23 protein-coding genes, 1 tRNA gene and 1 riboswitch are annotated in these 21,623 nt (G+C 33.0%); of the genes, 20 read left to right on the top strand and 4 right to left on the bottom strand.

From position 1 onward, the window contains the following. The first annotated feature begins 2 nt into the window (after window positions 1-2). The 11 genes from ACYUJ6_RS17135 (at window position 3) to ACYUJ6_RS17085 (ending at window position 9,325) form a co-directional block, all read left to right on the top strand. Complete coding sequence (locus ACYUJ6_RS17135) at window positions 3-455, top strand: single-stranded DNA-binding protein (RefSeq protein WP_461843879.1); 453 nt, start codon at window positions 3-5, stop codon at window positions 453-455. 20 nt (window positions 456-475) lie between these two features. After that, complete coding sequence (rpsR, locus tag ACYUJ6_RS17130; protein ID WP_369704637.1) at window positions 476-730, top strand: 30S ribosomal protein S18; 255 nt, start codon at window positions 476-478, stop codon at window positions 728-730. 199 nt (window positions 731-929) lie between these two features. Next, window positions 930-1,247: a MazG-like family protein gene (locus ACYUJ6_RS17125; protein ID WP_461843878.1), complete on the top strand. Its 318-nt coding sequence runs from the start codon at window positions 930-932 to the stop codon at window positions 1,245-1,247. 11 nt (window positions 1,248-1,258) lie between these two features. Beyond that, window positions 1,259-2,248 (top strand): YybS family protein, encoded by a 990-nt coding sequence (locus ACYUJ6_RS17120; protein ID WP_461843877.1) that lies wholly within the window; start codon window positions 1,259-1,261, stop codon window positions 2,246-2,248. Window positions 2,249-2,263: 15 nt separating this feature from the next. Continuing rightward, entirely contained in the window at window positions 2,264-4,249 is a 1,986-nt protein-coding gene (locus ACYUJ6_RS17115; protein ID WP_461843876.1) for a DHH family phosphoesterase, read from the top strand. Then, on the top strand, window positions 4,250-4,693 hold the full coding sequence (gene rplI / locus ACYUJ6_RS17110) for a 50S ribosomal protein L9 (protein WP_461843875.1): 444 nt from the start codon (window positions 4,250-4,252) through the stop codon (window positions 4,691-4,693). A gap of 12 nt (window positions 4,694-4,705) precedes the next feature. After that, window positions 4,706-6,604 (top strand): Lon family ATP-dependent protease, encoded by a 1,899-nt coding sequence (gene lonC / locus ACYUJ6_RS17105; protein ID WP_461843874.1) that lies wholly within the window; start codon window positions 4,706-4,708, stop codon window positions 6,602-6,604. A gap of 65 nt (window positions 6,605-6,669) precedes the next feature. Then, a complete protein-coding gene (locus ACYUJ6_RS17100) occupies window positions 6,670-8,004 on the top strand; it encodes a replicative DNA helicase (RefSeq protein WP_461843873.1) in 1,335 nt (444 codons plus the stop codon). A gap of 135 nt (window positions 8,005-8,139) precedes the next feature. Further along, a tRNA-Thr gene (locus ACYUJ6_RS17095) sits at window positions 8,140-8,215 on the top strand. Window positions 8,216-8,320: 105 nt separating this feature from the next. After that, the gene (locus ACYUJ6_RS17090) at window positions 8,321-8,545 is read left to right on the top strand and encodes a hypothetical protein (RefSeq protein ID WP_461843872.1); all 225 of its coding nucleotides are present in this window, start codon (window positions 8,321-8,323) and stop codon (window positions 8,543-8,545) included. 240 nt (window positions 8,546-8,785) lie between these two features. After that, entirely contained in the window at window positions 8,786-9,325 is a 540-nt protein-coding gene (locus ACYUJ6_RS17085) for a superoxide dismutase family protein (protein ID WP_461843871.1), read from the top strand. Between the two features lie 19 nt (window positions 9,326-9,344). On the opposite strand, the gene ACYUJ6_RS17080 is transcribed toward ACYUJ6_RS17085, so the two are convergent. Next, window positions 9,345-9,662 carry an MGMT family protein gene (locus ACYUJ6_RS17080; RefSeq protein WP_461843870.1) on the bottom strand — a complete coding sequence of 106 codons (318 nt, stop codon included), beginning with the start codon at window positions 9,660-9,662 and terminating at the stop codon, window positions 9,345-9,347. A 220-nt stretch (window positions 9,663-9,882) separates the two neighbouring features. On the opposite strand from ACYUJ6_RS17080, the gene msrA reads away from it, so the two are divergent. Continuing rightward, window positions 9,883-10,365: a peptide-methionine (S)-S-oxide reductase MsrA gene (msrA, locus tag ACYUJ6_RS17075; RefSeq protein WP_461843869.1), complete on the top strand. Its 483-nt coding sequence runs from the start codon at window positions 9,883-9,885 to the stop codon at window positions 10,363-10,365. Between the two features lie 71 nt (window positions 10,366-10,436). On the opposite strand, the gene thiW is transcribed toward msrA, so the two are convergent. Both thiW and ACYUJ6_RS17065 read right to left on the bottom strand, forming a co-directional pair. After that, window positions 10,437-10,940, bottom strand: a complete 504-nt coding sequence (gene thiW / locus ACYUJ6_RS17070) for an energy coupling factor transporter S component ThiW (protein ID WP_461843868.1) — start codon at window positions 10,938-10,940, stop codon at window positions 10,437-10,439. 5 nt (window positions 10,941-10,945) lie between these two features. After that, on the bottom strand, window positions 10,946-11,254 hold the full coding sequence (locus tag ACYUJ6_RS17065) for a thiamine-binding protein (protein WP_461843867.1): 309 nt from the start codon (window positions 11,252-11,254) through the stop codon (window positions 10,946-10,948). A 192-nt stretch (window positions 11,255-11,446) separates the two neighbouring features. After that, window positions 11,447-11,546: riboswitch (TPP riboswitch) on the bottom strand. Between the two features lie 199 nt (window positions 11,547-11,745). Here ACYUJ6_RS17065 and ACYUJ6_RS17060 point away from each other — a divergent pair. From ACYUJ6_RS17060 to ACYUJ6_RS17040, 5 genes are all read left to right on the top strand, one after another. After that, a complete protein-coding gene (locus tag ACYUJ6_RS17060; protein ID WP_461843866.1) occupies window positions 11,746-12,450 on the top strand; it encodes a glycerophosphodiester phosphodiesterase in 705 nt (234 codons plus the stop codon). 263 nt (window positions 12,451-12,713) lie between these two features. Continuing rightward, window positions 12,714-13,481, top strand: coding sequence for an IclR family transcriptional regulator (locus ACYUJ6_RS17055; protein WP_461843865.1), 768 nt, complete (start codon window positions 12,714-12,716; stop codon window positions 13,479-13,481). A gap of 94 nt (window positions 13,482-13,575) precedes the next feature. Continuing rightward, on the top strand, window positions 13,576-14,463 hold the full coding sequence (locus tag ACYUJ6_RS17050; protein WP_461843864.1) for a dihydrodipicolinate synthase family protein: 888 nt from the start codon (window positions 13,576-13,578) through the stop codon (window positions 14,461-14,463). A 15-nt stretch (window positions 14,464-14,478) separates the two neighbouring features. Further along, entirely contained in the window at window positions 14,479-16,203 is a 1,725-nt protein-coding gene (ilvD, locus tag ACYUJ6_RS17045; protein WP_461843863.1) for a dihydroxy-acid dehydratase, read from the top strand. Window positions 16,204-16,250: 47 nt separating this feature from the next. Beyond that, window positions 16,251-17,231 carry a 2-hydroxyacid dehydrogenase gene (locus tag ACYUJ6_RS17040; protein ID WP_461843862.1) on the top strand — a complete coding sequence of 327 codons (981 nt, stop codon included), beginning with the start codon at window positions 16,251-16,253 and terminating at the stop codon, window positions 17,229-17,231. Window positions 17,232-17,391: 160 nt separating this feature from the next. Here ACYUJ6_RS17040 and ACYUJ6_RS17035 read toward each other — a convergent pair whose 3' ends face one another. Next, window positions 17,392-17,697, bottom strand: coding sequence for a hypothetical protein (locus ACYUJ6_RS17035; RefSeq protein WP_461843861.1), 306 nt, complete (start codon window positions 17,695-17,697; stop codon window positions 17,392-17,394). Between the two features lie 214 nt (window positions 17,698-17,911). On the opposite strand from ACYUJ6_RS17035, the gene ACYUJ6_RS17030 reads away from it, so the two are divergent. From ACYUJ6_RS17030 to ACYUJ6_RS17020, 3 genes are all read left to right on the top strand, one after another. Further along, window positions 17,912-19,315 (top strand): NAD(P)/FAD-dependent oxidoreductase, encoded by a 1,404-nt coding sequence (locus ACYUJ6_RS17030; RefSeq protein WP_461843860.1) that lies wholly within the window; start codon window positions 17,912-17,914, stop codon window positions 19,313-19,315. A gap of 75 nt (window positions 19,316-19,390) precedes the next feature. Continuing rightward, window positions 19,391-20,677, top strand: a complete 1,287-nt coding sequence (locus ACYUJ6_RS17025; protein WP_461843859.1) for an adenylosuccinate synthase — start codon at window positions 19,391-19,393, stop codon at window positions 20,675-20,677. A 187-nt stretch (window positions 20,678-20,864) separates the two neighbouring features. Further along, window positions 20,865-21,620, top strand: a complete 756-nt coding sequence (locus tag ACYUJ6_RS17020; RefSeq protein WP_461843858.1) for an acyl-[acyl-carrier-protein] thioesterase — start codon at window positions 20,865-20,867, stop codon at window positions 21,618-21,620. Window positions 21,621-21,623 lie beyond the last annotated feature (3 nt).

Here is a 21,623-nt window from a genome sequence, read left to right as displayed (position 1 = left end):
AATTGAATAAAGTTGTTTTAATTGGAAGATTAACTAAAGATCCAGAACTGAGATTTACACCAGGAATGGGTAAAGCAGTTACCACCTTTACTATAGCCGTTGATAGAAGGTTTTCTAAAGATGGACAGAGAGAGGCAGATTTTATTCCCATTGTTGTGTGGGGAAAACAGGCTGAATCTACGGCGAACTATATGAGTAAAGGAAAACTTATAGGAATTAGCGGTAGAATCCAAACTAGAAGTTATGAAGCTAAAGACGGTAGTAGAAAATATGTTACTGAAGTTATTGCAGAAGAAGTTCAATTTCTTGAATGGGGAGAAAAAACTGCAAGAAACTCACATAATGAGAATTTAAATGAAAGTTCATCTGCAGGTTCAGGTAAAAATAAAGGTTTTAATGAAGAGATTTATGGAGAGGATATTACACCGGTTGATGATGGGGATATCCCATTTTAAAAGTAAGGAGGGATAAGCTTATGGCAAATAGAGAAGGCGGAAGAAAAAGCTCTGGAAAAATGAGAAGATCCAAAAGAAAAGTTTGTGCTTTTTGTGCGGATAAATCTGAGTTTATAGATTATAAAGATATAAATAAATTGAGAAAATATGTTACAGAGAGAGGAAAAATTCTTCCAAGAAGAATTTCTGGAAACTGTGCAAAACATCAAAGAGAGCTTACTGAAGCTATAAAAAGAGCTAGGAACATAGCGCTGTTGCCTTTTACAACAGAATAGGTTTAAAAAGTGAAGAATGTTTATTCTTCACTTTTTTATATTTAAATAAATAATAATTTTTAAATTACTATTTTAGCTTAATATTATATTCTAACTTATGTATAATATTATTATACATAAGTTAGAATTATAGAATAGAATTTATTGTATAAGAATAGTAAAGAAGCTAAAATGGAATCAGAGGTTGGGGGGCGATTGTATGAATAAGGAGAATTTTAACATAATGTATAATGTTAAGATAATAGAAGATTTAAAAGCAGACCTTTTGTGTATAATAGGAGATTTTTTTAAATTGCTTACAAAAGGAAGTAATGTAGCGCAGGAATCTATACTGGATTGTATTTCCGGGGCAATAATAATTTTATATTTACTTGCAGAAAGACTGGGGTATTCTCATACAGCAGTAGATGAAACCATGAAAAAGAAATTAAAAATTGGTATAATTGAAGAAGATAAAATAGAACAGCAGGGAAAAGATTTAAGTAAATTATATAATCATCTTAAAGAAAAGGATTAACGGAGGTAAAAATGCAAAAAAAGATGTATGATACAAAAGCTCTAATTGAAGCTAGTTTGACCACAGCACTTACAGTAGTAATAATGCTCATAAGTATATATGTACCTGTATTTTCCGTATTTGCTAATTTCGTATTGCCAGTACCTATAACAGTATTGTATATTAAACAAAATTATAAGGTTACTTTGATTTCTATCATAGCAAGTGGTATATTGATATCAATGCTTTATAATCCTATAGCTGCATTATCTTTAACAGTGTCCATAGGATTAACGGGAATGACTTTGGGGTATTGTATAAAAAACAAAAAAGAATTTGGGACCACCATAATATTTTTATCTATATCAATGGCCCTGGGAATGATCTTTTATCTGGTTGTCTATGTAACGCTCATGAGTAAAGGAGGATTATATGGATTTGTCAGTAACATGGTGGAAACTTTTAAGCAATCGATGAATTTAAGCAAAAGTATGTATGAAAAAGCCGGTGTATCCAGCGGTCAACTTGCTTCCGTGGAAAATATGGTGAAGGTATTTACACCAGAATATATTATGAAACTTATTCCTGCGGGAATAATAATTGTATCATTTATTTTATCATATCTAAATTACATAATAACCAGAGCCATACTTATAAAGTTAAAATATGAAGTTAATGAGATTAAACCTTTTAATCAATGGTATATGAATACCAGATTGGGTACTTTAGGGGGATTAATGCTTGTTATAGGAATATTGCTTAACAGGAAAAATATGGCTATTGGACAATATATGATTACCTCTTCAGAGCTTATATTACAGCTTATCTTTTTTATAGATGGATTAGCACTGATAACATACTATCTAATGAAAAAATTTAAAATGTCTAAAAAAGTTACTGCTATCGTTATAGTATTGACGGCTTTATCCAGTTTATCATTATTTTATGTTTTAGCAGGATTTATAGATATGATATTTGATTTTAGAAAGCTTGACCCTTATAAAAAATTAAAAAAACAGTAACTGGGGGCTTATTCAATGGATAATAAGTACAATTACTTTATAAATAGTAGTAAAGTATACATGGTAATAATTGCAGTGCTTATTTTAATGTTAATACTATATGGAAATAGAATTATAGGAATTATAGCTACTTGTCTATATGTATTTCTTGTGATCTATAATATAAAGAATACCAGATCCAGAAAAGACAAATGGAAAGAATTCATAGAAAATTTTTCATCTAAACTCGACATAGCTACTAGAAGTACTCTTGTAAAATTGCCATTTCCTCTTGTTATAATAAAAATGACTGGTGATGTACTCTGGTATAATCAGAATTTTTCATTTATATTGAAGGGAAAAGATATATTAGGTCAAAATATTAAAAATATAGCCAGAGATTTTAATGTTAAACAGGCTGCCAACGGAAGGGAAAACATATTTAGATACATAAAGATTAAGGATAAACATTATGATATATATTCTAATATAGTTGATACTTCTGAAAACTCCAAAGATAAAATTATGATATTATATTTTTATGATGTGACAAATTCATATGATATTATGACGTCCATAAATGCAAATAAAAGTACAATAATGCTTATGGAGGTTGACAATTTTGACGATGTTATAAAAACTATGGAAGAGGATGATAAACCTCTTATAATAGCTGAAATAGAGAGAACTATAAATATTTATGCTCAAAGTTTAAATTCCATGGTAAGAAAATATGAATCAAATAAGTATGTGTTCTGCATACAGAATAAATATATAGAAAAGGAAATGGAAAAAAGATTTGAGATACTTGATACTGTAAGAGAAATAAACATGGGAAACAGGCTTTCAGTAACACTGAGTATTGGTGTGGGAAGAGGTGGAGAAACTCCTCAGCAAAATGAGGAATTTGCAGTGTCAGCTAAAGAATTGGCACTGGGAAGAGGTGGAGATCAAGCGGTAGTGAAAAGTAAGGATAAGTTATTGTTTTATGGAGGAAAAACTAAGGAAGTGGAGAAAAGAACTAAAGTCAAGGCAAGGGTAATAGCGCAGGCACTTGTAGATATAATAAAAGACAGCAGTAATATATTTATTATGGGACATATCAACCCCGATATAGATTGTCTGGGTGCATCAGTTGGACTCCATAGTGTAGTCAGCCAATTGGATAAAGAATGTTTTATAATACTGGATAATAGCAATGAAAGTATAAAGATTATATTAGATAAAATAAAGGAGGAAGAAGAGTACCATAATGTTTTTGTGCACAGTAAGGATTGTGAAGATAAGATAAATGAAAATAGCCTTCTCATAATTGTAGATGTTTATAGTGAAGGATATGTACAAAACATGGATTTAGTCAGGAAGTTTAATAGAATGGCTGTAATTGATCATCATAGAAAAGCCCCAGATTTTATAAAAGATTCTCTTCTGAATTATATTGAACCATATGCCTCATCTACTTCTGAGCTGATTACTGAGATGTTACCTTATATGATAGAAAAACCGAAAATAAAGGTAATAGAAGCAGAAGCTCTTCTTGCAGGAATATGTGTGGATACTAAAAACTTTTATTTTAAAACTGGAGTGAGAACTTTTGAGGCCGCATCATTTTTAAGAAGATTGGGAGCGGATACTATAGATGTAAAAAAATTTTTTTCTGATGATCTGGATACCTACTTGAAAAGAGCTGAAATTATAAAATCAGTTAAAATATATAATAACATTGCTATAGCAGTGTGTCCTGAAAAGATAGGAAACATGTTATTGACTGCTCAGGCGGCAGATGAACTGCTAAATATTACAGGTATTCAAGCATCTTTTGTTTTTGTTAAAATAAAAGATGAAGTATTTATCAGTGGAAGATCTCTAGGCGATATAAATGTACAGATTATACTTGAAGCCTTAGGGGGTGGTGGTCATATGACTATGGCAGGAACAAAATTAGAATCTGTAACTATAGATGAAGCCTTGGAAAAATTAAAAAATGCCATAAAGAAATATGTTGAGGAGAGTGAAGATTAAATGAAAATTATATTGTTGAAAAATGTAAAATCCTTAGGAAAAGAAGGAGAAGTAGTAAAAGCCTCAGATGGATATGCAAGAAATTATTTAATACCTAAAGGACTTGCAGAAGAGGCAAATGAAGTGAATCTTCATATATGGAACAATAAAAAAGAAGCAGAAAGAAAACAGAAACTTTCAGAGGTAGAAACAGCACAAAAACTTGCTGAAAGCTTGAAGGGAAAAGAGATAAATTTAACTGTTAAGTCAGGGGAAAATGGTAGACTATTTGGCTCTATAACTGGTAAAGATATTTCAGATGAACTTAAGAAGAAATTTAATATAGATGTAGACAAGAAAAAAATAGTAATCAATAATATAAGACAACTTGGCATCTATTATGTAGAAATCAAATTATATCCTGAAATATCCACTAAAATAAAGGTAGTTATTGGAGAAAAATAAGGAGGAAAGTCTGTGAAACTACAATTTGTTGATGGATTAAATAAAGAGCTTAATAATTCTATACCTATAGATACCCAAATAAAAGTATTGAATAATTTACTAAAGAAAATGATAGATGAGGGTACTATAAAATCCAGAATAGTGAAATATAAGCTTCAGAATTATATAAACAGTAAAAATTCATTTGAAAGGCTATATGCTTTAAATAAAATAGTAAGTGATGGAAAAGGCATAGAAATTGTACCAGATCAATCAGATGTACATGATGCACTGGAAAATACTAATAATTGGATTGCAGAAGTACTGGCAGAAAGATATGTTAGAAATAGCATTGAAAAAGAAGTTGAAAAAAATCTTACAGAACGTCAGGATAAATATATGGATGACATCAGGCTTAGGATTATAAAAAAGCAAAAGGGACCTGAAAATGCAAAGACCTTAAAGAAATATGCAAAGCTGGAGGTATTGGATTCCAAAGTATTTAGTAAAAATATCCAGGAACTTTTAAGACCTGAAACCTTTGAAGAAATTGTAGGTCAGGAAAGAGCCATAAAGTCAATACTCTCAAAAACAGCATCACCATATCCACAGCATATAATTTTATATGGACCACCAGGAGTGGGTAAGACTACAGCCGCTAGAATTGCACTGGAAGAAGCTAAAAAGTTGAAGTTTACACCTTTTAGCAAGGATGCCAAATTTGTAGAAGTGGACGGTAGTACTTTAAGGTGGGATCCTAGAGAAATTACAAATCCCCTTCTAGGTTCTGTACATGATCCTATATATCAGGGTACAAAAAGGGACTTGGCAGAAGGTGGAGTACCAGAGCCCAAATTGGGGCTTGTTACAGAAGCCCACGGAGGAGTGCTTTTTATTGATGAAATAGGGGAACTGGATGAAATGCTTCAAAACAAGCTTTTAAAAGTACTGGAAGATAAGAGAGTTGAATTTTCATCTTCATATTACGATCCTGATGATGAAAATATTCCCAAGTATATAAAATATTTATTTGAAAAGGGGGCTCCGGCAGATTTTTTGCTTATAGGAGCTACAACTAAGGATCCAAGTGAGATAAATCCTGCTCTCAGATCCAGATGTACTGAAGTTTATTTTGAACCTCTTTCTGCAAAAGATATAAAAAGAATAGTAGAAAATGCAGCTGTAAAGCTCCATATAGAAATTGAAGATGGTGTATCCGAGCTCATAAGTAAATATACCATTGAAGGAAGGAAAGCCGTTAACATATTATCTGATGCCTATGGTTATGTACTTTATAACAGTGGAGTCAGGGACTTAAAAGATGAAATCAGTATTTCAGTAGATGATTTAAAAAAAGTTATATCCATAAGCAGACTTGTTTCCTTTGAAGAAGTGACTTCAAAGAAAAAATATGAAGTAGGACATATTTATGGATTAGGTGTAATGGGGTATGTAGGTTCTACTATAGAAATAGAATCAGTGGTGTTTAAGGCTAAAGAAAGTGGAAAGGGAATTGTAAGGTTCAATGATACGGCAGGGAGTATGGCAAAGGATTCAGTGTTTAATGCCGCTTCAGTCATAAGAAAGGTCACTGATAAAGATATAGGTGATTACGATATCCATGTAAATATAATAGGAGGAGGAAAAATTGATGGCCCTTCAGCAGGAGCTGCCATTACGGCATGTATTATAAGCTCTCTTTTGGATAAACCTTTAAGACAGGATGTAGCTGTGACAGGAGAAATATCCTTAAGGGGTAATATAAAACCTGTAGGAGGTATTTTTGAAAAGATTTATGGTGCAAAAAGAAATGGAATAAAAACTATATTGGTGCCTGAAGAAAATTTAAAAGAAGTACCTGCGGATATGGAGGATATAAAGGTCAAAGCCATATCCAATATTGAAGAACTTATAAAAATAATATTCAAGTAGATATTATGGGTATTAGAGAGTTAAATAAATTTACTTATTATTAAAATCTGAGGAGTGAAATTTCCATGGATATACCTTTTAAAAGCATACCCCATAATATAGAAGCTGAACAAAGTGTAATTGGTTCTATGCTCATTGATAAAACTGCCATAGTTGAATGTATACAGGTTTTAAAAATTGAGGATTTTTACAAAGATACCCATAAAGTTATATTTGAATCCATACTTGATCTATATAGAAAAGATACAGCTGTAGATATAATCACATTAACAGAAAATTTGAAATCAAAATCTAAACTTGAGGCCGCAGGCGGAATAACCTATATAAGTGAACTAAGTGGGTCCATCGTGTCCACAGTTAATTTGCAATCTTATATAAAAATTATAAAGGATAAATCTACGCTTAGAAAGCTTATTAAAGCTTCTACGAAAATAATAGAAGAAAGTTACAATGCTCAGGATGATGTAGAAAAAACTATAGATATGGCTGAAAAATCTATATTTGATTTATCCAATAATATGAAGACTTCAGATTTTGAATCCATGAATGCTGTGCTTGAAAGAGGATTTTTAGAAATAGAAAGATTATTTAATAATAAGGGAGAGACTACAGGGATAGCTTCAGGATTTAGGGAACTGGATGCTAAAACTTCCGGTTTTCAAAAGGGAGACATGGTTTTGGTGGCAGCAAGACCTTCTATGGGTAAAACAACTTTTGCATTGAACATAGCGGAATATGCAGCTTTAAGAGAAGGAAAAAAGGTAGCTATATTTTCTCTTGAGATGTCAAAAGAGCAACTGGCATATAAATTATTATGTTCGGAGGCTCATATAGATATGCTAAAGCTTAGAACTGGAAATCTAGAAGATAAGGATTGGGAAAATATAGCCAGGGTTTCAGGACCTCTGGCTGCGTCGAAGATATTTATAGATGATACAGCGGGTATATCAATTATGGAAATGAGATCCAAGTGCAGGAGATTGAAAATAGAACAGGGTATAGACATCATAGTTGTGGACTATCTTCAACTTATGAGTGGGGGAAGAAGTTCAGAAAATAGACAACAGGAAGTATCGGAAATATCAAGATCAATTAAAGCTCTTGCCAAGGAGATGCAATGTCCGGTTATTGCATTATCTCAATTATCACGTGCCCCTGAAGCAAGGACAGATCATAGGCCCATGCTTTCAGATTTAAGGGAGTCTGGTTCAATAGAACAAGATGCAGACATAGTTATGTTTTTATATAGAGATGAGTACTATAATAAAGAAACAGAAGAAAAAAATATAGCTGAATGTATTATTTCAAAACAGAGAAATGGTCCTACAGGCACTGTAAAACTGGCATGGATGGGGCAGTTCAGTAAGTTTGGAAATCTTGATGTAATTCATCAGGAATAGGATAATAAGCCATTATAAAGATTATTTATAATGACTTATTATCTTGATAGTTATTTATGGACAACAATATTATAAAATAAATTAATTTATATTTGATTATAATCAGGATTTGTATTAAAATAATAATGTACATTTGCTCCTATAGCTCAGTTGGTAGAGCAACTGATTCGTAATCAGTAGGTCGGAGGTTCGACTCCTCTTGGGAGCACCAAGAAAAGATATATGAAGGGTTTGCAGGCATTTTGAAATATTGCAATGCGAAAATCACTCACTTGTTTACTATCTAAAATATGGTAAATAAGTGAGCAATTTTTTTATGAGAAAAGAGAGAATTGAGTTAAATAAAATTAAGCAAGATAAAACATTTCAAAAAAGTTTTGAAGAATTTATTTTATATTGTAGAGTTAAAAATTTAAGAGAAACCACAATAAGGTATTATAAAAATATGATGCGTCACGTTATTTATAAATTTTTTAAACCATTGTTATTGTCAATAAAAATTCCCCGAAAAAGGGAAGAGAAGGGCAGTTGGGGGGTATAATATCAATGGGTGTTTGTGTTTTGTCCTTCCCAGGTCCAATCCTGTTCAAAATACTCTAATTCAGCTTGTGATGAAAAAGAAAAATTTCCTTATGATATGGCACTTTATATGATTACCTCGAAATATGAAGTGTTTTTTCTTTCAAGATCATTATTATTATGATATAAATTATTGACTTTCTTGTAACTATTTTAAAAGTTTTACATAAGATAAATTGAAGTGCTTAATTTGGAGGATATTATGTATTTTGATCAATATGAATGCCCTTTTCTAAATTATAATGACTGCGGATATAGAAATGATATGAATGTCCCTGCCAGAAAGGCTGTAGCTCATATAGTGGGAGGCCCTCTGGCCCCTGGCATAAGAGGTACTGTTACCTTTACTCAAGTACGTGGAGGAACTGAGGTCTCTGCAGAGGTCAGTGGATTACCCCCGTACAGACCTGCCATGGATGGAAATCCTCAAATTGGACCTCATGGATTCCATATACATCAGAATGGTACATGTGCTGTAGGTGATCCTGTGGAACCGTTCAATCCTGCTGGAGAACATTGGAATCCAACTAACCAGCCCCATGGCAATCATGCAGGAGATTTTCCTGTTCTCTTTTCTAATAATGGTTATTCCAGAATGACCTTTTTTACAAATAAATTCAATGTTTCTCAGATTATTGGAAAGTCCCTGATTATACATGAAAGCCCGGATGATTATAAAACTCAACCTTCTGGAGCATCTGGTAAAAGGTTAGCTTGTGGTGTTATTAAGGCAGTGATGTAATCTTGTATAAAGATATATTTTAACTTTTACCACTCCACAAATATTTTCCCATATCTATGCTCCCATCACTTTTAAAGATAATTCCCTCCGAATCCAAAAGGCATCTCTGTACATCGGAACTTCCAAACACATAATCCGGTGACAGTTTGCCGGATTTGTTCACAACCCTGTGACAGGGAAGGTGGAGGTTTTTAGGAGCCTTTGTCATGGCCCATCCAACTATTCTGGCACTTCTGGGCTCTCCCAGCATCAAGGCTATCTGACCGTAAGTGGTAACTTTACCTTGTGGTATTTTGGAAACTACAGCGTAAACCCTGGAAAAAAAATTTTTTGACAAATCAAATCACCTTTCAGTATTTATAATTTTTATATATAACGTTTATATTGTTTAAAAAAACAAAGAGTATAAAATGGATTATATCATATGAATTATGTACAAGGCAATTTTAGGTTGGAGTGTATATATCAATGATGCAAGAAATATTATGAATAAAATTGGAGAAATTAAGAATAATACAGAAGTAATCATATGATCAATTACAAAGGGGATATGACTTATGAAAAATATTGTATTTGCAGGAGGATGTTTCTGGGGAGTTCAGGCATATTTTGATGGTAAAAAAGGAATCCTGAATACAAAAGTGGGCTATGCCAACGGAAGGGGAGAAAGCCCCACCTATGAGGAAGTATGCAGTGGAATCATGGGATTTGCGGAAGCCTGTTTCTTAGAATATGATCCTGAAATTGTGGGACTTGAAGAATTGCTTGAAATGTATTGGAAGATAGTAGATCCTACTCTTGTGGATAGGCAGGGAAATGACAGGGGAAATCAATACAGGAGCGGAATCTATTATATAGATGACAATGATGTGAATATTATAGAGAAATCCACACAAAGTCAGCAGAAAAATTACAAGGAAAAAATTGTGACAGAAATTCTTCCTCTTAAAAATTTTTATGATGCTGAAGAATATCATCAGAAGTATCTTGAAAAAAATCCAGGCGGTTACTGCCATATATCAAAAGAGCTGATGAAATAAAATAGTTGCACATCCATAAAACTAGCTGAATTTAAGCTAGTTTTATGGACGTCCATACTAAAAAAGCTTGTTTAGTTATTTACAAGAGACTTTAAATATACAAGCACTTTTGATTTATCGAGTGCCTTTAGAAGTATATACCCAAGAGTTGCTCCCATTAGGGATGCTGGAATGAAAAAAGGTATATAAGTGAAAATTGAAGTTTTTGGAAGCCCGTAAAATGCTCTCATAAATGGATATGAAATAATTGCACTTAAGATTCCCGTTCCAATTACTTCTCCTACTACTGCCCAGATGAATTTATGAAACTTTTTATACAGCAGTCCTGAAAGAAATGCCCCTACTACAGCTCCTATCACCGCCAAAATTGTACTTCCGTTCAATATCATTCTCATAAGACCTGTCATAAGGGCACAGTTGAATCCCCACAGGGGCCCCAGAAAAACTGCACCTATGACATTCGCAAAGTGTTGAAATGGAGCCATTCTTGGAAAGGATACAAAGGTGCTGAGTACGTAGGATATACTTGCCAGCAGGGCTGTAAAAACTTCCTTTTTGATAATGGATTTTTTCATTTTCTTTACCTGCCTCCATTCATTTCAGGGTGATGCTTTTTGGTTTTTTTCTCAATACTCCAGACACCTTCTGGGTTGTAGCTTATTTTAACATAGGACATTACACTTGGTGCTCCCTGTTCTATACAGATGATCTGGCACTTTTTTACTATATCCATAAGCTGGTCATAATCCCCTTCAATTGTGGTTTCAAAAGGGCCCACAAATATGTTCAACCCTGTACTCCTGATATAGTCAATAACTTTGTCCACAATAGGGATCAGATCTTTATCCTCCACTTTTGGCAGTACCTGAATTGCTACACTTGCATTCATTTTATCAATCCTCCTAGATATTATTTATAAATAAAAAAAGCATGAAAAGTAAATACGCCCGCGGTGGTGTACCCCTTTTCATGCTTTTTAAATTTGCATAAAAGTTATGTATTGCTATTTATTTTGTTTATTAATAACAGTATAAAAAAGCTGTTTCAATCGTATAGATTTAAAACAGCTTGATTTCAATATCAGAATGATGTTTTGACTTCCTACGACAGTATTAACTGACAGGTTCTAAGGGTCAGGCTTTTAATCCTTCTCAACTATATTAGTCCCCCTGTAACTTTTATTAAATTTTACTTTAGTATACTACTAATTTGCTGTGAAGGCAATACTTGTAAGAATATTTAAGATAGTAAATTTTTATCTAGTTCTTTAAATGTTATGTGAAAAAATGGATATTCAGTGGACAGCATAAATTCGACTATATAAAAATATAATCAGTATAATAAGAAATAATATATAAGAATAAAGAGGCGATTAGAAGTATGATTAAAACTTTGAATATTGCGCACAGGGGTTTTAGTGGATTGTATCCTGAGAATACAATGCTGTCTTTTAAAAAGGCAGCAGAGGCAGGTGCAGATGGAATAGAAACGGATCTGCATGTAACAAAAGACGGTATTATAGTTATATGTCATGATGAAACTATAGACAGAACTACAGATGGAAGTGGGTTTATAAAGAACTATACTTATGAAGAAATAAGGAAATTTAGCGCCGGAGAAGGAGAAAAGATTCCCAGTTTGGATGAATTGTTAAGTTATGTGAAGGATAGGGATCTGTTTTTAAATCTTGAACTTAAAAATGATATTATTTACTATGACAACTTGGAAAAAAATACTATAGATAAAATATATGAATATGGATTAAAAGAAAATATTATAATATCTTCTTTCAACCATCAGTCTATGCAGAAAGTTAAACATTATGACAGCAGCATAAAAACAGGACTATTATATGGATCAGCTATTTATAAACCGGAAGAATATGCGAAAAAAATGGGAGCTGATGCACTTCATCCACTTTTTTCATTGGTTATGGATGCAAAAATAGTTCAGAATATCAAAAAAAGCGGTATACTCATAAACACTTATACGGTGAATAGAAGAAATGATATGAAAAAGCTTATAGATTTAGGAGTAGATGGTATCATAACAAATTACCCCAATATACTTAAAAAGTTTATTTAAGGAATGGTATTAATAGAAAGGGAGCATGGTAAAGTGGCAAACTTATCATTAAGACATATATGTAAAATATATTCAGGTAATGTTGAGGCCATTAAGGATTTCAATCTGGAAATGAAAGATAAGAAATTTATAGTATAAATTTAATATGAGCAGCTTCAATTTCCATCATAATTAAAATATCATTGACAAGGAAAGAAAAGATTCATATAATGTATTTAACATATGAAATAGCATTTCATATATAAAATGATGAGGTGAATTGTTTGAATAAGGCAATTTTGAGAGGATTGGATATTTTAAAATTTATCGGGGAAAGTGAAGAGCCTGTTACCATAGCTGAATTAAGCAGGTGTCTGGAGATACCTAAAACCAGCGTATTTAATATTGTAAATGCATTGGTTGAAAAGGATTTTCTTTCAATAGAAGATAAAAAATTAAAAAGTTATGAATTGGGAATTGGGGCATTTAAACTTGGAAGTTTATATTTAAATAAAACTGAGTTGGTTAACATTGCAGATCCTATTTTGAAATGGGTGGCTGATAATGTTTTGGAAACTGTATTTTTAGCCATAGTAAATAATAATGAGCTCGTATATATAGACAAGAAGGAGTCAAAAAAGGCCTTGAGAACAACTGCCAATTTGGGATCAATAATGCCCCTTTATTCCACAGGATTGGGCAAAGCTGTTCTGGCAACCTATAGTGAAACAGAGATGAATGAATATTTATCCAGCATTAAATTGCTGCCAAGGACAAAGAACACACTGATAAATCCAGAGGATTTATTAAGGGATTTGGAAGCAACAAGACGAAGAGGGTATTCTATATCTGATGAAGAGAATGAAGATGGTATATTTTGTATAGGGGTTCCAGTATATGATAATACAGGAAAGGCCATAGCTGCAGTATCCATATCAAATTTAAAAATAAAGAAAAATAATGAGAGCACGGAAAAACATAGGAAATTTGCAATAAAGGCAGCCCTGAAAATTTCCAAGAAACTTGGCTATACAAAAGAAACATTGTTTTAAAACTTTTAGTTGACTTAATTTTAAGTCAGCTAAAAATATAATCTACATATAAAACGTTATTCCAAATAAGGAATAGACTAAGGAGGAAATTGTGATGTTCAAAGGAATTTATACACCAATGCTCACTATTTTTAATGATGAAGGAGGTATTGATAAAGAAGCTACTAGTGCTTTAATTGAAAAACTAATTTCTGACGGTGTTGATGGTATTGTGGCATTGGGAAGTACGGGAGAATTTTTTAGCTTATCTCTTGCTGAGAAAAAAGAATATGTAAAGTTTGTAGGTGAAGTTATTTCAGGAAGGATTAAATTCTTAATTGGTACAGGCTCTAACAATATAGAGGAGGTCATAGAACTAAATCACTTTGCTGAGGAGATAAATGCAGATGCTGTTTTAGTTGTAACTCCATACTATTTTAGCTTAAATGAACAACATCTCTATGAATATTATTCAATTATAGCCAGGAATACAAAACTACCTATAATTTTATACAATTTTCCAGATAGAACCGGCACTAATTTATCAGCGGATTTTATATACAGACTGGTTGCCGATTTTAAAAATATTGTTGGTGTAAAGGATACCGTGGATTCTATAAGCAATGTGAGGAAGTTCAGTGAAAAAATCAGAAAGATTCGCAGTGATTTCTCTATATTTTCAGGATTTGAAGAATACCTGATACCTAATCTTCTATCACAAGGTGCTGGAATTATAGGCGGTTTAACAAATGTGAATGCAAAGGTATTTATAAATACTTATAAGGCTTTTCTGGATAAGGATGTTGATAAATTATTGACCTGTCAAAATAAAATAAATAGACTAATGGAAATGTATAGTCTGATGGATCCTTTCATAATAACACTGAAAGAAGCAGTTAGCATACGTTTGAATATGAATATAAATACATCCTTAAAAAATTATAGTATTAAGGCAGATGAAGATATCAGAAATAAAATAAAGGTTCTGATAAATATAGAATAAAGAGGATGATTGTATATGGTTTATACTCAGAAATGTAAGCATGCAAGACAAATTTGGTCACAACACGATGCATTACAGCTAGGAATGGATTGGGATGAGGAAGACTTAGAAAAGCCTCAAGTACTTATAGATGATGTGTTTGGGGAAAGTCATCCGGGAAGTTTTCATCTATCAAAACTGGCCAAGGAAACCAGCATAGGAGTATATGAAAAAGGTGGTCGTCCGGCAAATTTTCATGTAACAGATATTTGTGATGGATGGGCTCAGGGACATGATGGTATGAATTATATTCTGGCTTCAAGGGAAATTATAGCAGATATGGTGGAACTTCATGCTTCATGCTCGCCATGGGACGGGCTAATTCTTATTTCTTCTTGTGATAAAGCAGTGCCGGCACACTTGAAGGCAGCAGCAAGATTAAATTTACCCACAATTTTTATTCCAGGGGGAAGCATGAGACCCGGGCCTGATATGTCCACATCTGTAAAAGGCGGAGAAGTTTCATTAAGAGAAGAGGAAAATGATATCTCGGAACAGGAGATTATGAATTATAAATTAACAGGATGCCCTTCATGCGGATCCTGTCAGTTCATGGGAACTGCAAGTACTATGCAGTGCATGGCTGAAGCATTGGGTCTGGCTTTGCCTGCTACAGCATTATCACCTGCAACTATGAGGGATATTATAGCAATGTCTAAAGTGGCAGGCCGTCAAATTATGAATCTAATTGAAAAAGATATTACAGCCAGAGATATATTGACACCGGAAGCTTTTAAAAATGCTATTATTGTACATGCTGCTATTGGTGGTTCTACTAATGCATTGATTCACCTTCCGGCAATTGCATATGAAATGGGCTATAAGTTAAATCCTGCAATTTTTGATGAAACAAATCATAAGATTCCCCATATCTGCAATATAGCGCCCAGTGGAAAATATCCTACTGAAACATTATGGTTTGCAGGAGGGATTCCAATGGTTCAATGGGTGCTTAGAGATTATCTGGATTTAAATGTTATGACAGTTACGGGAAAAACACTGGGGAATAATCTGGAAAAGTTACATAGGGAAGGTTTTTTTGATAGAATATATGGATACCTGCGTAACTATGGGCTTAAAAGAGAAGATATTATAAAACCTGTAAATGAAACAAAAACCTATGGATCTGTAGCTGTACTTAAAGGAAATTTGGCACCAGAAGGAGCAGTAATTAAATATTCCGCAGTATCTAAAGATATGATGCATCATATAGGTCCGGCAAAAGTATTTGATTCAGAGGAAGATTGCCATGAGGCAATTGTAAAGGGAAAAATAGAACCGGGAATGGTATTGTTTATTAGATATGAAGGACCACGTGGTTCAGGTATGCCTGAAATGCTTATGACTACAGAGGCTATGATGTGTGATCCTAAAATAAGCGGTTCCACCGTATTGATCACAGATGGGCGTTATTCTGGTGCTACAAGGGGGCCTTGTGTGGGGCATGTATCTCCTGAAGCTGAGGTTGGAGGTCCCATTGCATTGGTGCAGGATAATGATTTAATTGAACTGGACATAGATAGCAGAAAATTAAGCATAATAGGAATAAGGGGAAAAGAGTGTTCAGCAGGAGAGATTGATGAAATATTGGTGAAACGTAAAGCTAGCTGGCAGCCGCCTAAGCATCATGAACGTTATGGAGTTTTTAAACGATATACTGAACATGCTGCATCAGCAATGAGCGGGGCATATATGGAATAAAAAATGTTATAAAATCCTAATTAAATAATATTGTCAGGAGGAGGATAATGGATAAACCTAAAGTATTTATAGCGAAACCTATTCCAGAAAAGGTAGAAGATCTTATTTCAAAATACTGTGAATATAAAAAATGGGATTCTGATGAAAGAATACCTAAGGATAAACTTATTGAAAATTTAGCTGATGTGAAAGGTCTCTTAACTTCAGGTACGAAAATTGATGAAGAAATATTGTTTCATTCACCTGAGCTTAAGGTTGTCAGTGATATTTCTGTTGGTTATGATAATTTTGACATAGAGGCCATGAAGAAAAAAGGTGTCATTGGAACTAATACTCCTTTTGTATTGAATGAAACGGTGTCGGATTTGATTCTTGCACTGATGATTTCATCCGCCAGAAGAATTACAGAGTTGGATCAATATGTAAAACAGGGAAGATGGAAAAAAGAAATTCAAAGTGATAATTTTGGAGTTGATATGAATCATGCCACTTTAGGGATTATTGGTATGGGAAGAATAGGTGAATATGTTGCCAGAAAGGCAAGACTTGGATTTAATATGGATGTTCTGTATTACAATAAAAATAGAAGAGTAAATATTGAAAAAGAGCTGGGAGTAAAGTATGAAAATTTTGATGATTTGCTGAAAAAATCAGATTTTATTTCAATTATGGTTCCTTATAATAAGCATACCTGGCATATGATTGATTACAGGGAATTTGACATGATGAAAAAATCAGCAATTTTTATAAATACTTCTCGAGGACAAGTGGTTAATGAAAAGGCATTAATAGATGCCCTCAATAACAAAAAAATATTAGCTGCAGCATTGGATGTTTATGAAACAGAACCGATAAATCCTGACAACCCTCTTTTAAAAATGTCAAATGCTATAACTGTGCCACATATTGGTTCAGCTACAGCAAAAACTCGTTTTAATATGGCAATGCTTGCCGCAGAAAATCTAGTAAAAGCAGTGCGTGGTGAAGTCCCGCCAAATATAGTACCTGAATTAAAAGATATATTGTAGATTTATCATGTTATTGTTTAAGTATATTTAAAGCTTAAAACAAAAAATGCTTCAGGTTGTTTTGAAATTTCCATGATTATTAGGATTTTTCAACAATTTGAAGCATTTTTTATTTAAAAGGTATAGGATGATATTATAATGTAAATGGAAAAGGTTTTATTCAATAATCCCAATCATCAAAACCTCCAAATGGAAATACAATTGGGAAAATTATTGGGCCCACTCCAGGGAAAAACGAGTTTCTGCGTCTTCTCCTGCGTCTTCTTCTGCGCCTTCTGCGACCATGCTGTCTGTAGGCTGAATCAGGATCACCTGCTTCCTCTGCGCCTTCATCATCATATTGATCCATCATTGATGAGCTATAGGGGCAATTGTACAAAGGGCAATAGTAAGGTGGATAAGTATTCTTGGAATAATCATAATCTTCAATGAATTCTTCATTGATGTCTTTACTGTCGTTGTTCATTAGGTACCTCCATAAAATTTACTACAATATATATTATGAAAGTAAAATCAAAATGTTAATAAAATTGTATTATAATTTTACAGATTATAGTGAAAAGTACAATATATGTTTTGATGCAATTTACGAATTTTGACACGAAATTTATAAAAAATATTCGCATTTTTTATTGACTGAAACATTTAATTTTGATACCATATTGAAGGAGGGATGCTACTTGAAAGAGAAATATGATGTTATAATAGTTGGAGCTGGTCCTGCAGGAATATTTACTGCCTTAGAGCTTACAAAACTTAAAAAAAGAATGAATATATTAATAATTGATAAGGGCAGAAATATAGAAAGCAGGAAATGTCCTGCAAGAATAACTGGGAAATGTGTAAATTGCAATCCATGTGGTATTACTTCTGGCTGGTCTGGTGCAGGAGCCTTTTCTGATGGAAAACTTTCTTTAAGTCCGGAAGTGGGAGGAAGAATTCTAGAATATTTTTCAGAAGATGAATGTAAAAAGCTAATAAAATATTGTGACGATATATATTTGGATTTTGGAGCTAATAAAACCATATATGGGTTGAACAATGAGAAAATAGATAAAATAAAATATGAGGCAAGTAAATACAATATAAGGCTTATAGAATGTCCGGTTAGACATTTGGGAACAGAATTGGCCTATGAGATATTAAAAAAAATGTATTATCATCTTTTAAATAATACAAACATGGAATTTAGTGAACTCACAATAGTAAAGGATATATTGGTTGAGAATAATAAGGCTGTTGGAGTAACTGTCAAAAACAAGGATGGAGAGAGAAATATTCTGGCAGATTATGTAGTAGTTGCTCCAGGTAGAGCTGGTGCAGAATGGTTTACAGTTCAATCCAAGAAATTAAACCTAAAAACCACCAATAATGCTGTAGATATAGGCGTAAGAGTGGAAGTCCCAAATTCCATAATGGATAATTTAACCAGGGATCTATATGAGGCAAAACTTGTGTATTATTCAGATACATTTGATAATAAAGTTAGAACTTTTTGTATGAACCCGGGTGGAGTTGTATCGGAAGAACATTATGACGGTACAATAGCAGTGGTAAATGGTCATAGCTATGAGGAGAAAGAGCTCAGAACAGAGAATACAAATTTTGCCATGCTGGTTTCTACATCTTTTACCAAGCCCTTTAATCAGCCCATAACTTATGGCAAATATATTGCAAAGCTTGGTAATATGCTTACAGGAGGAGGCATAATGGTTCAGAGATTAGGGGATTTATTAAACGGAAGACGAACGGATTATTCCAGGCTTAAAAAATCAACTACCATACCCACTTTAAAATCTGCAGTACCTGGAGATTTAAGTTTTGTTTTGCCTCAAAGATATTTGACATCTATAGTGGAAGCATTAAAAGCTTTTAATAATGTTGCACCGGGGCTTTATAGCAAAAATACACTGCTCTATGGTGTAGAAGTGAAATTCTATTCCAGTAAATTTGAAACAAATGGGAAATTTGAAACATCTATAAAAAATTTATATGCAATGGGAGACGGTGCTGGAATCACAAGAGGTCTTATGCAAGCTTCAGTAACAGGGGTAGTAGTTGCCAGAGATATACTTGGATTATAATATAAATACCTATTGCTCTTGCAATTACAAATATTTATCAAATATTAACCTATATAAAAAGGGGAGGAAATTCTTATGTCAGCATTTATTGTTTTAGGAGCCCAGTGGGGCGACGAGGGAAAAGGCAAAATTACAGATTATCTTGCTAAAAGCGCAGATATGGTTGTTAGATTCCAAGGTGGTAGTAATGCAGGCCATACAGTTGAAGTGGAAGATAAACAGTATAAACTTCATCTTGTACCATCTGGGATACTTTATAGGGATAAAATTAATGTAATAGGAAATGGAGTAGTGCTTGATCCAAAGGCTCTATTTGAAGAAATAGATTATTTAAAAAAATTAGGTGTGCATATTTCACCTGAGAATTTGATAATTAGTGATAGGTCTCAGCTTATTATGCCCTATCATAAAGTGTTAGACGGTATTAAAGAGAGAGCAAGAGGTAAAAAGGACATAGGAACCACAGGAAAGGGAATTGGGCCTTGTTATACGGATAAGATGGAGAGAAGCGGTATAAGAGTATGTGATCTCATGCATCAGGATGTATTCCAGGAAAATTTAAGAGAAAATTTAAAAGTGAAAAATGATATAATAACAAAGGTTTATGGAGAAAAACCTTTAGACTTTGATTCAATATACAATGAATACATTAATTATGGAAAGGCATTAGCTCCTTATGTAAGAGATGTATCTGTAAAAGTTTATGAAAATATAAAAACCGGCAGAAAAGTGTTATTTGAAGGAGCGCAGGGAACCCTGCTGGATATAGATTATGGTACCTATCCTTATGTTACTTCTTCCAGTACCATTGCAGGAGGAGTTTGTATTGGCTCGGGAATAGGACCTACTATGATAACAGGTGCGGTAGGTGTGGCCAAAGCTTATACTACTAGGGTAGGAAAAGGACCATTCCCTACAGAACTCTTTGATGAAACAGGAAATTGGATTAGAGAAAATGGGCATGAGTATGGAGTTACTACAGGAAGAGCCAGGAGGTGCGGATGGCTGGATCTGGTAATACTCAAGACCAGCAGCAGGCTTTCAGGACTTACAAGCTTTGCCATTACTAAAATAGATACTTTGGCAGGACTTGAAAAGGTAAAAATTTGTACTGGATATAAAGTTAATGGAAGGATTATAGATTATGTGCCTGCAAGTCTGGAAGACTTGGCTGAATGTGAACCTATATATGAAGAGTTTCAGGGATGGAACAAAAGTATAGAAAAAGCCAGAACTTATGGTGAATTACCAGAAGGTGCTAAGAAATATTTAAGTAGAATAGAAGAGTTTACAAATACAAAAATATCTATAGTTTCTGTGGGACCGGGAAGGGATCAGACAATAGATGTAAGTCATATATAAAATATATATTTAAATATCATCTTTAGATAAGTTCTTACAGTAAAACTTATTTAAAGATGATATTTTATTCTATGGAAAAAATAGAGATTATATTATAATATATAATTATAGTGTACAATTAAAGATAAAAAATAAACTTATACATTATATTTTGAATATTATAATTAAGAATAGGAAGTGAGAGATAATGAACAGATCAATTGCTGAAAAAGAATATGAAGTGAATTACTACGAAATAGATTATGAAGAAAGGCTGCTGATAACCAGCCTTGTAAATTACTTTGGAGATATAGCTACCAAACATTCTCAAGATTTAGGGGGTGGCTTGGGCTATTCAAAGAAAAATGGAGTGGCATGGGTTTTGTATAAGTGGGATATAGATATAGACCAATATCCCAAGTATGGTCAGAAGATTAAGGTAAGGACCAATGCTTGTTCATTCAGAAAATTCTATGGTTATAGAACTTTTGAAGTTTTGGATCAAGATGATAATGTTATAGCAAAGGCTAATTCAATATGGCTTTTAATAGATATCAATAAAAGGAAAATACTTAGAATAACTAAAGACATGTATAAAATTTTTGGATTAACTGAAAGTGACAATAAGCCTCTGCCTATTAAAAATGTGAAGCTGCCTGAAAAGTTTACCATTGAAAAAAGTTTTAATGTAAGATATAGCGACATAGATACTAACAGGCATGTCAATAATGTTAAATATATAGATTGGATTGTAGAAACTATACCTTTGGATATAATACTTAAATATACTATAAAGCATATAAACATAACCTATGAAAAAGAAGCATTATATGGGGAAAAAATAAAGGTATTTACTGAATTAAAAAAACAAGATGGAAACTATGTATCTTTACATAAGATTATTGATGACAATGGCAGGGAACTATCCGTTATAGAGGCTATCTGGCATAGTAATGAAAGATAAAAA

The organism is Clostridium sp. JNZ X4-2 (genome assembly GCF_054889485.1).
This window is presented reverse-complemented; position numbering and strand designations above follow the sequence as displayed.

Bases quoted from the DNA above. Each gene is read 5' to 3' on its own strand.
- rpsR (WP_369704637.1), top strand. From the start codon at position 476: ATGGCAAATAGAGAAGGCGGAAGAAAAAGCTCTGGAAAAATGAGAAGA.
- ACYUJ6_RS17125 (WP_461843878.1), top strand. From the start codon at position 930: ATGAATAAGGAGAATTTTAACATAATGTATAATGTTAAGATAATAGAA.
- ACYUJ6_RS17120 (WP_461843877.1), top strand. From the start codon at position 1,259: ATGCAAAAAAAGATGTATGATACAAAAGCTCTAATTGAAGCTAGTTTG.
- ACYUJ6_RS17115 (WP_461843876.1), top strand. From the start codon at position 2,264: ATGGATAATAAGTACAATTACTTTATAAATAGTAGTAAAGTATACATG.
- rplI (WP_461843875.1), top strand. From the start codon at position 4,250: ATGAAAATTATATTGTTGAAAAATGTAAAATCCTTAGGAAAAGAAGGA.
- ACYUJ6_RS17100 (WP_461843873.1), top strand. From the start codon at position 6,670: ATGGATATACCTTTTAAAAGCATACCCCATAATATAGAAGCTGAACAA.
- ACYUJ6_RS17090 (WP_461843872.1), top strand. From the start codon at position 8,321: ATGAGAAAAGAGAGAATTGAGTTAAATAAAATTAAGCAAGATAAAACA.
- ACYUJ6_RS17085 (WP_461843871.1), top strand. From the start codon at position 8,786: ATGTATTTTGATCAATATGAATGCCCTTTTCTAAATTATAATGACTGC.
- msrA (WP_461843869.1), top strand. From the start codon at position 9,883: ATGAAAAATATTGTATTTGCAGGAGGATGTTTCTGGGGAGTTCAGGCA.
- thiW (WP_461843868.1), bottom strand. From the start codon at position 10,940: ATGAAAAAATCCATTATCAAAAAGGAAGTTTTTACAGCCCTGCTGGCA.
- ACYUJ6_RS17065 (WP_461843867.1), bottom strand. From the start codon at position 11,254: ATGAATGCAAGTGTAGCAATTCAGGTACTGCCAAAAGTGGAGGATAAA.
- ACYUJ6_RS17060 (WP_461843866.1), top strand. From the start codon at position 11,746: ATGATTAAAACTTTGAATATTGCGCACAGGGGTTTTAGTGGATTGTAT.
- ACYUJ6_RS17050 (WP_461843864.1), top strand. From the start codon at position 13,576: ATGTTCAAAGGAATTTATACACCAATGCTCACTATTTTTAATGATGAA.
- ilvD (WP_461843863.1), top strand. From the start codon at position 14,479: ATGGTTTATACTCAGAAATGTAAGCATGCAAGACAAATTTGGTCACAA.
- ACYUJ6_RS17040 (WP_461843862.1), top strand. From the start codon at position 16,251: ATGGATAAACCTAAAGTATTTATAGCGAAACCTATTCCAGAAAAGGTA.
- ACYUJ6_RS17035 (WP_461843861.1), bottom strand. From the start codon at position 17,697: ATGAACAACGACAGTAAAGACATCAATGAAGAATTCATTGAAGATTAT.
- ACYUJ6_RS17025 (WP_461843859.1), top strand. From the start codon at position 19,391: ATGTCAGCATTTATTGTTTTAGGAGCCCAGTGGGGCGACGAGGGAAAA.
- ACYUJ6_RS17020 (WP_461843858.1), top strand. From the start codon at position 20,865: ATGAACAGATCAATTGCTGAAAAAGAATATGAAGTGAATTACTACGAA.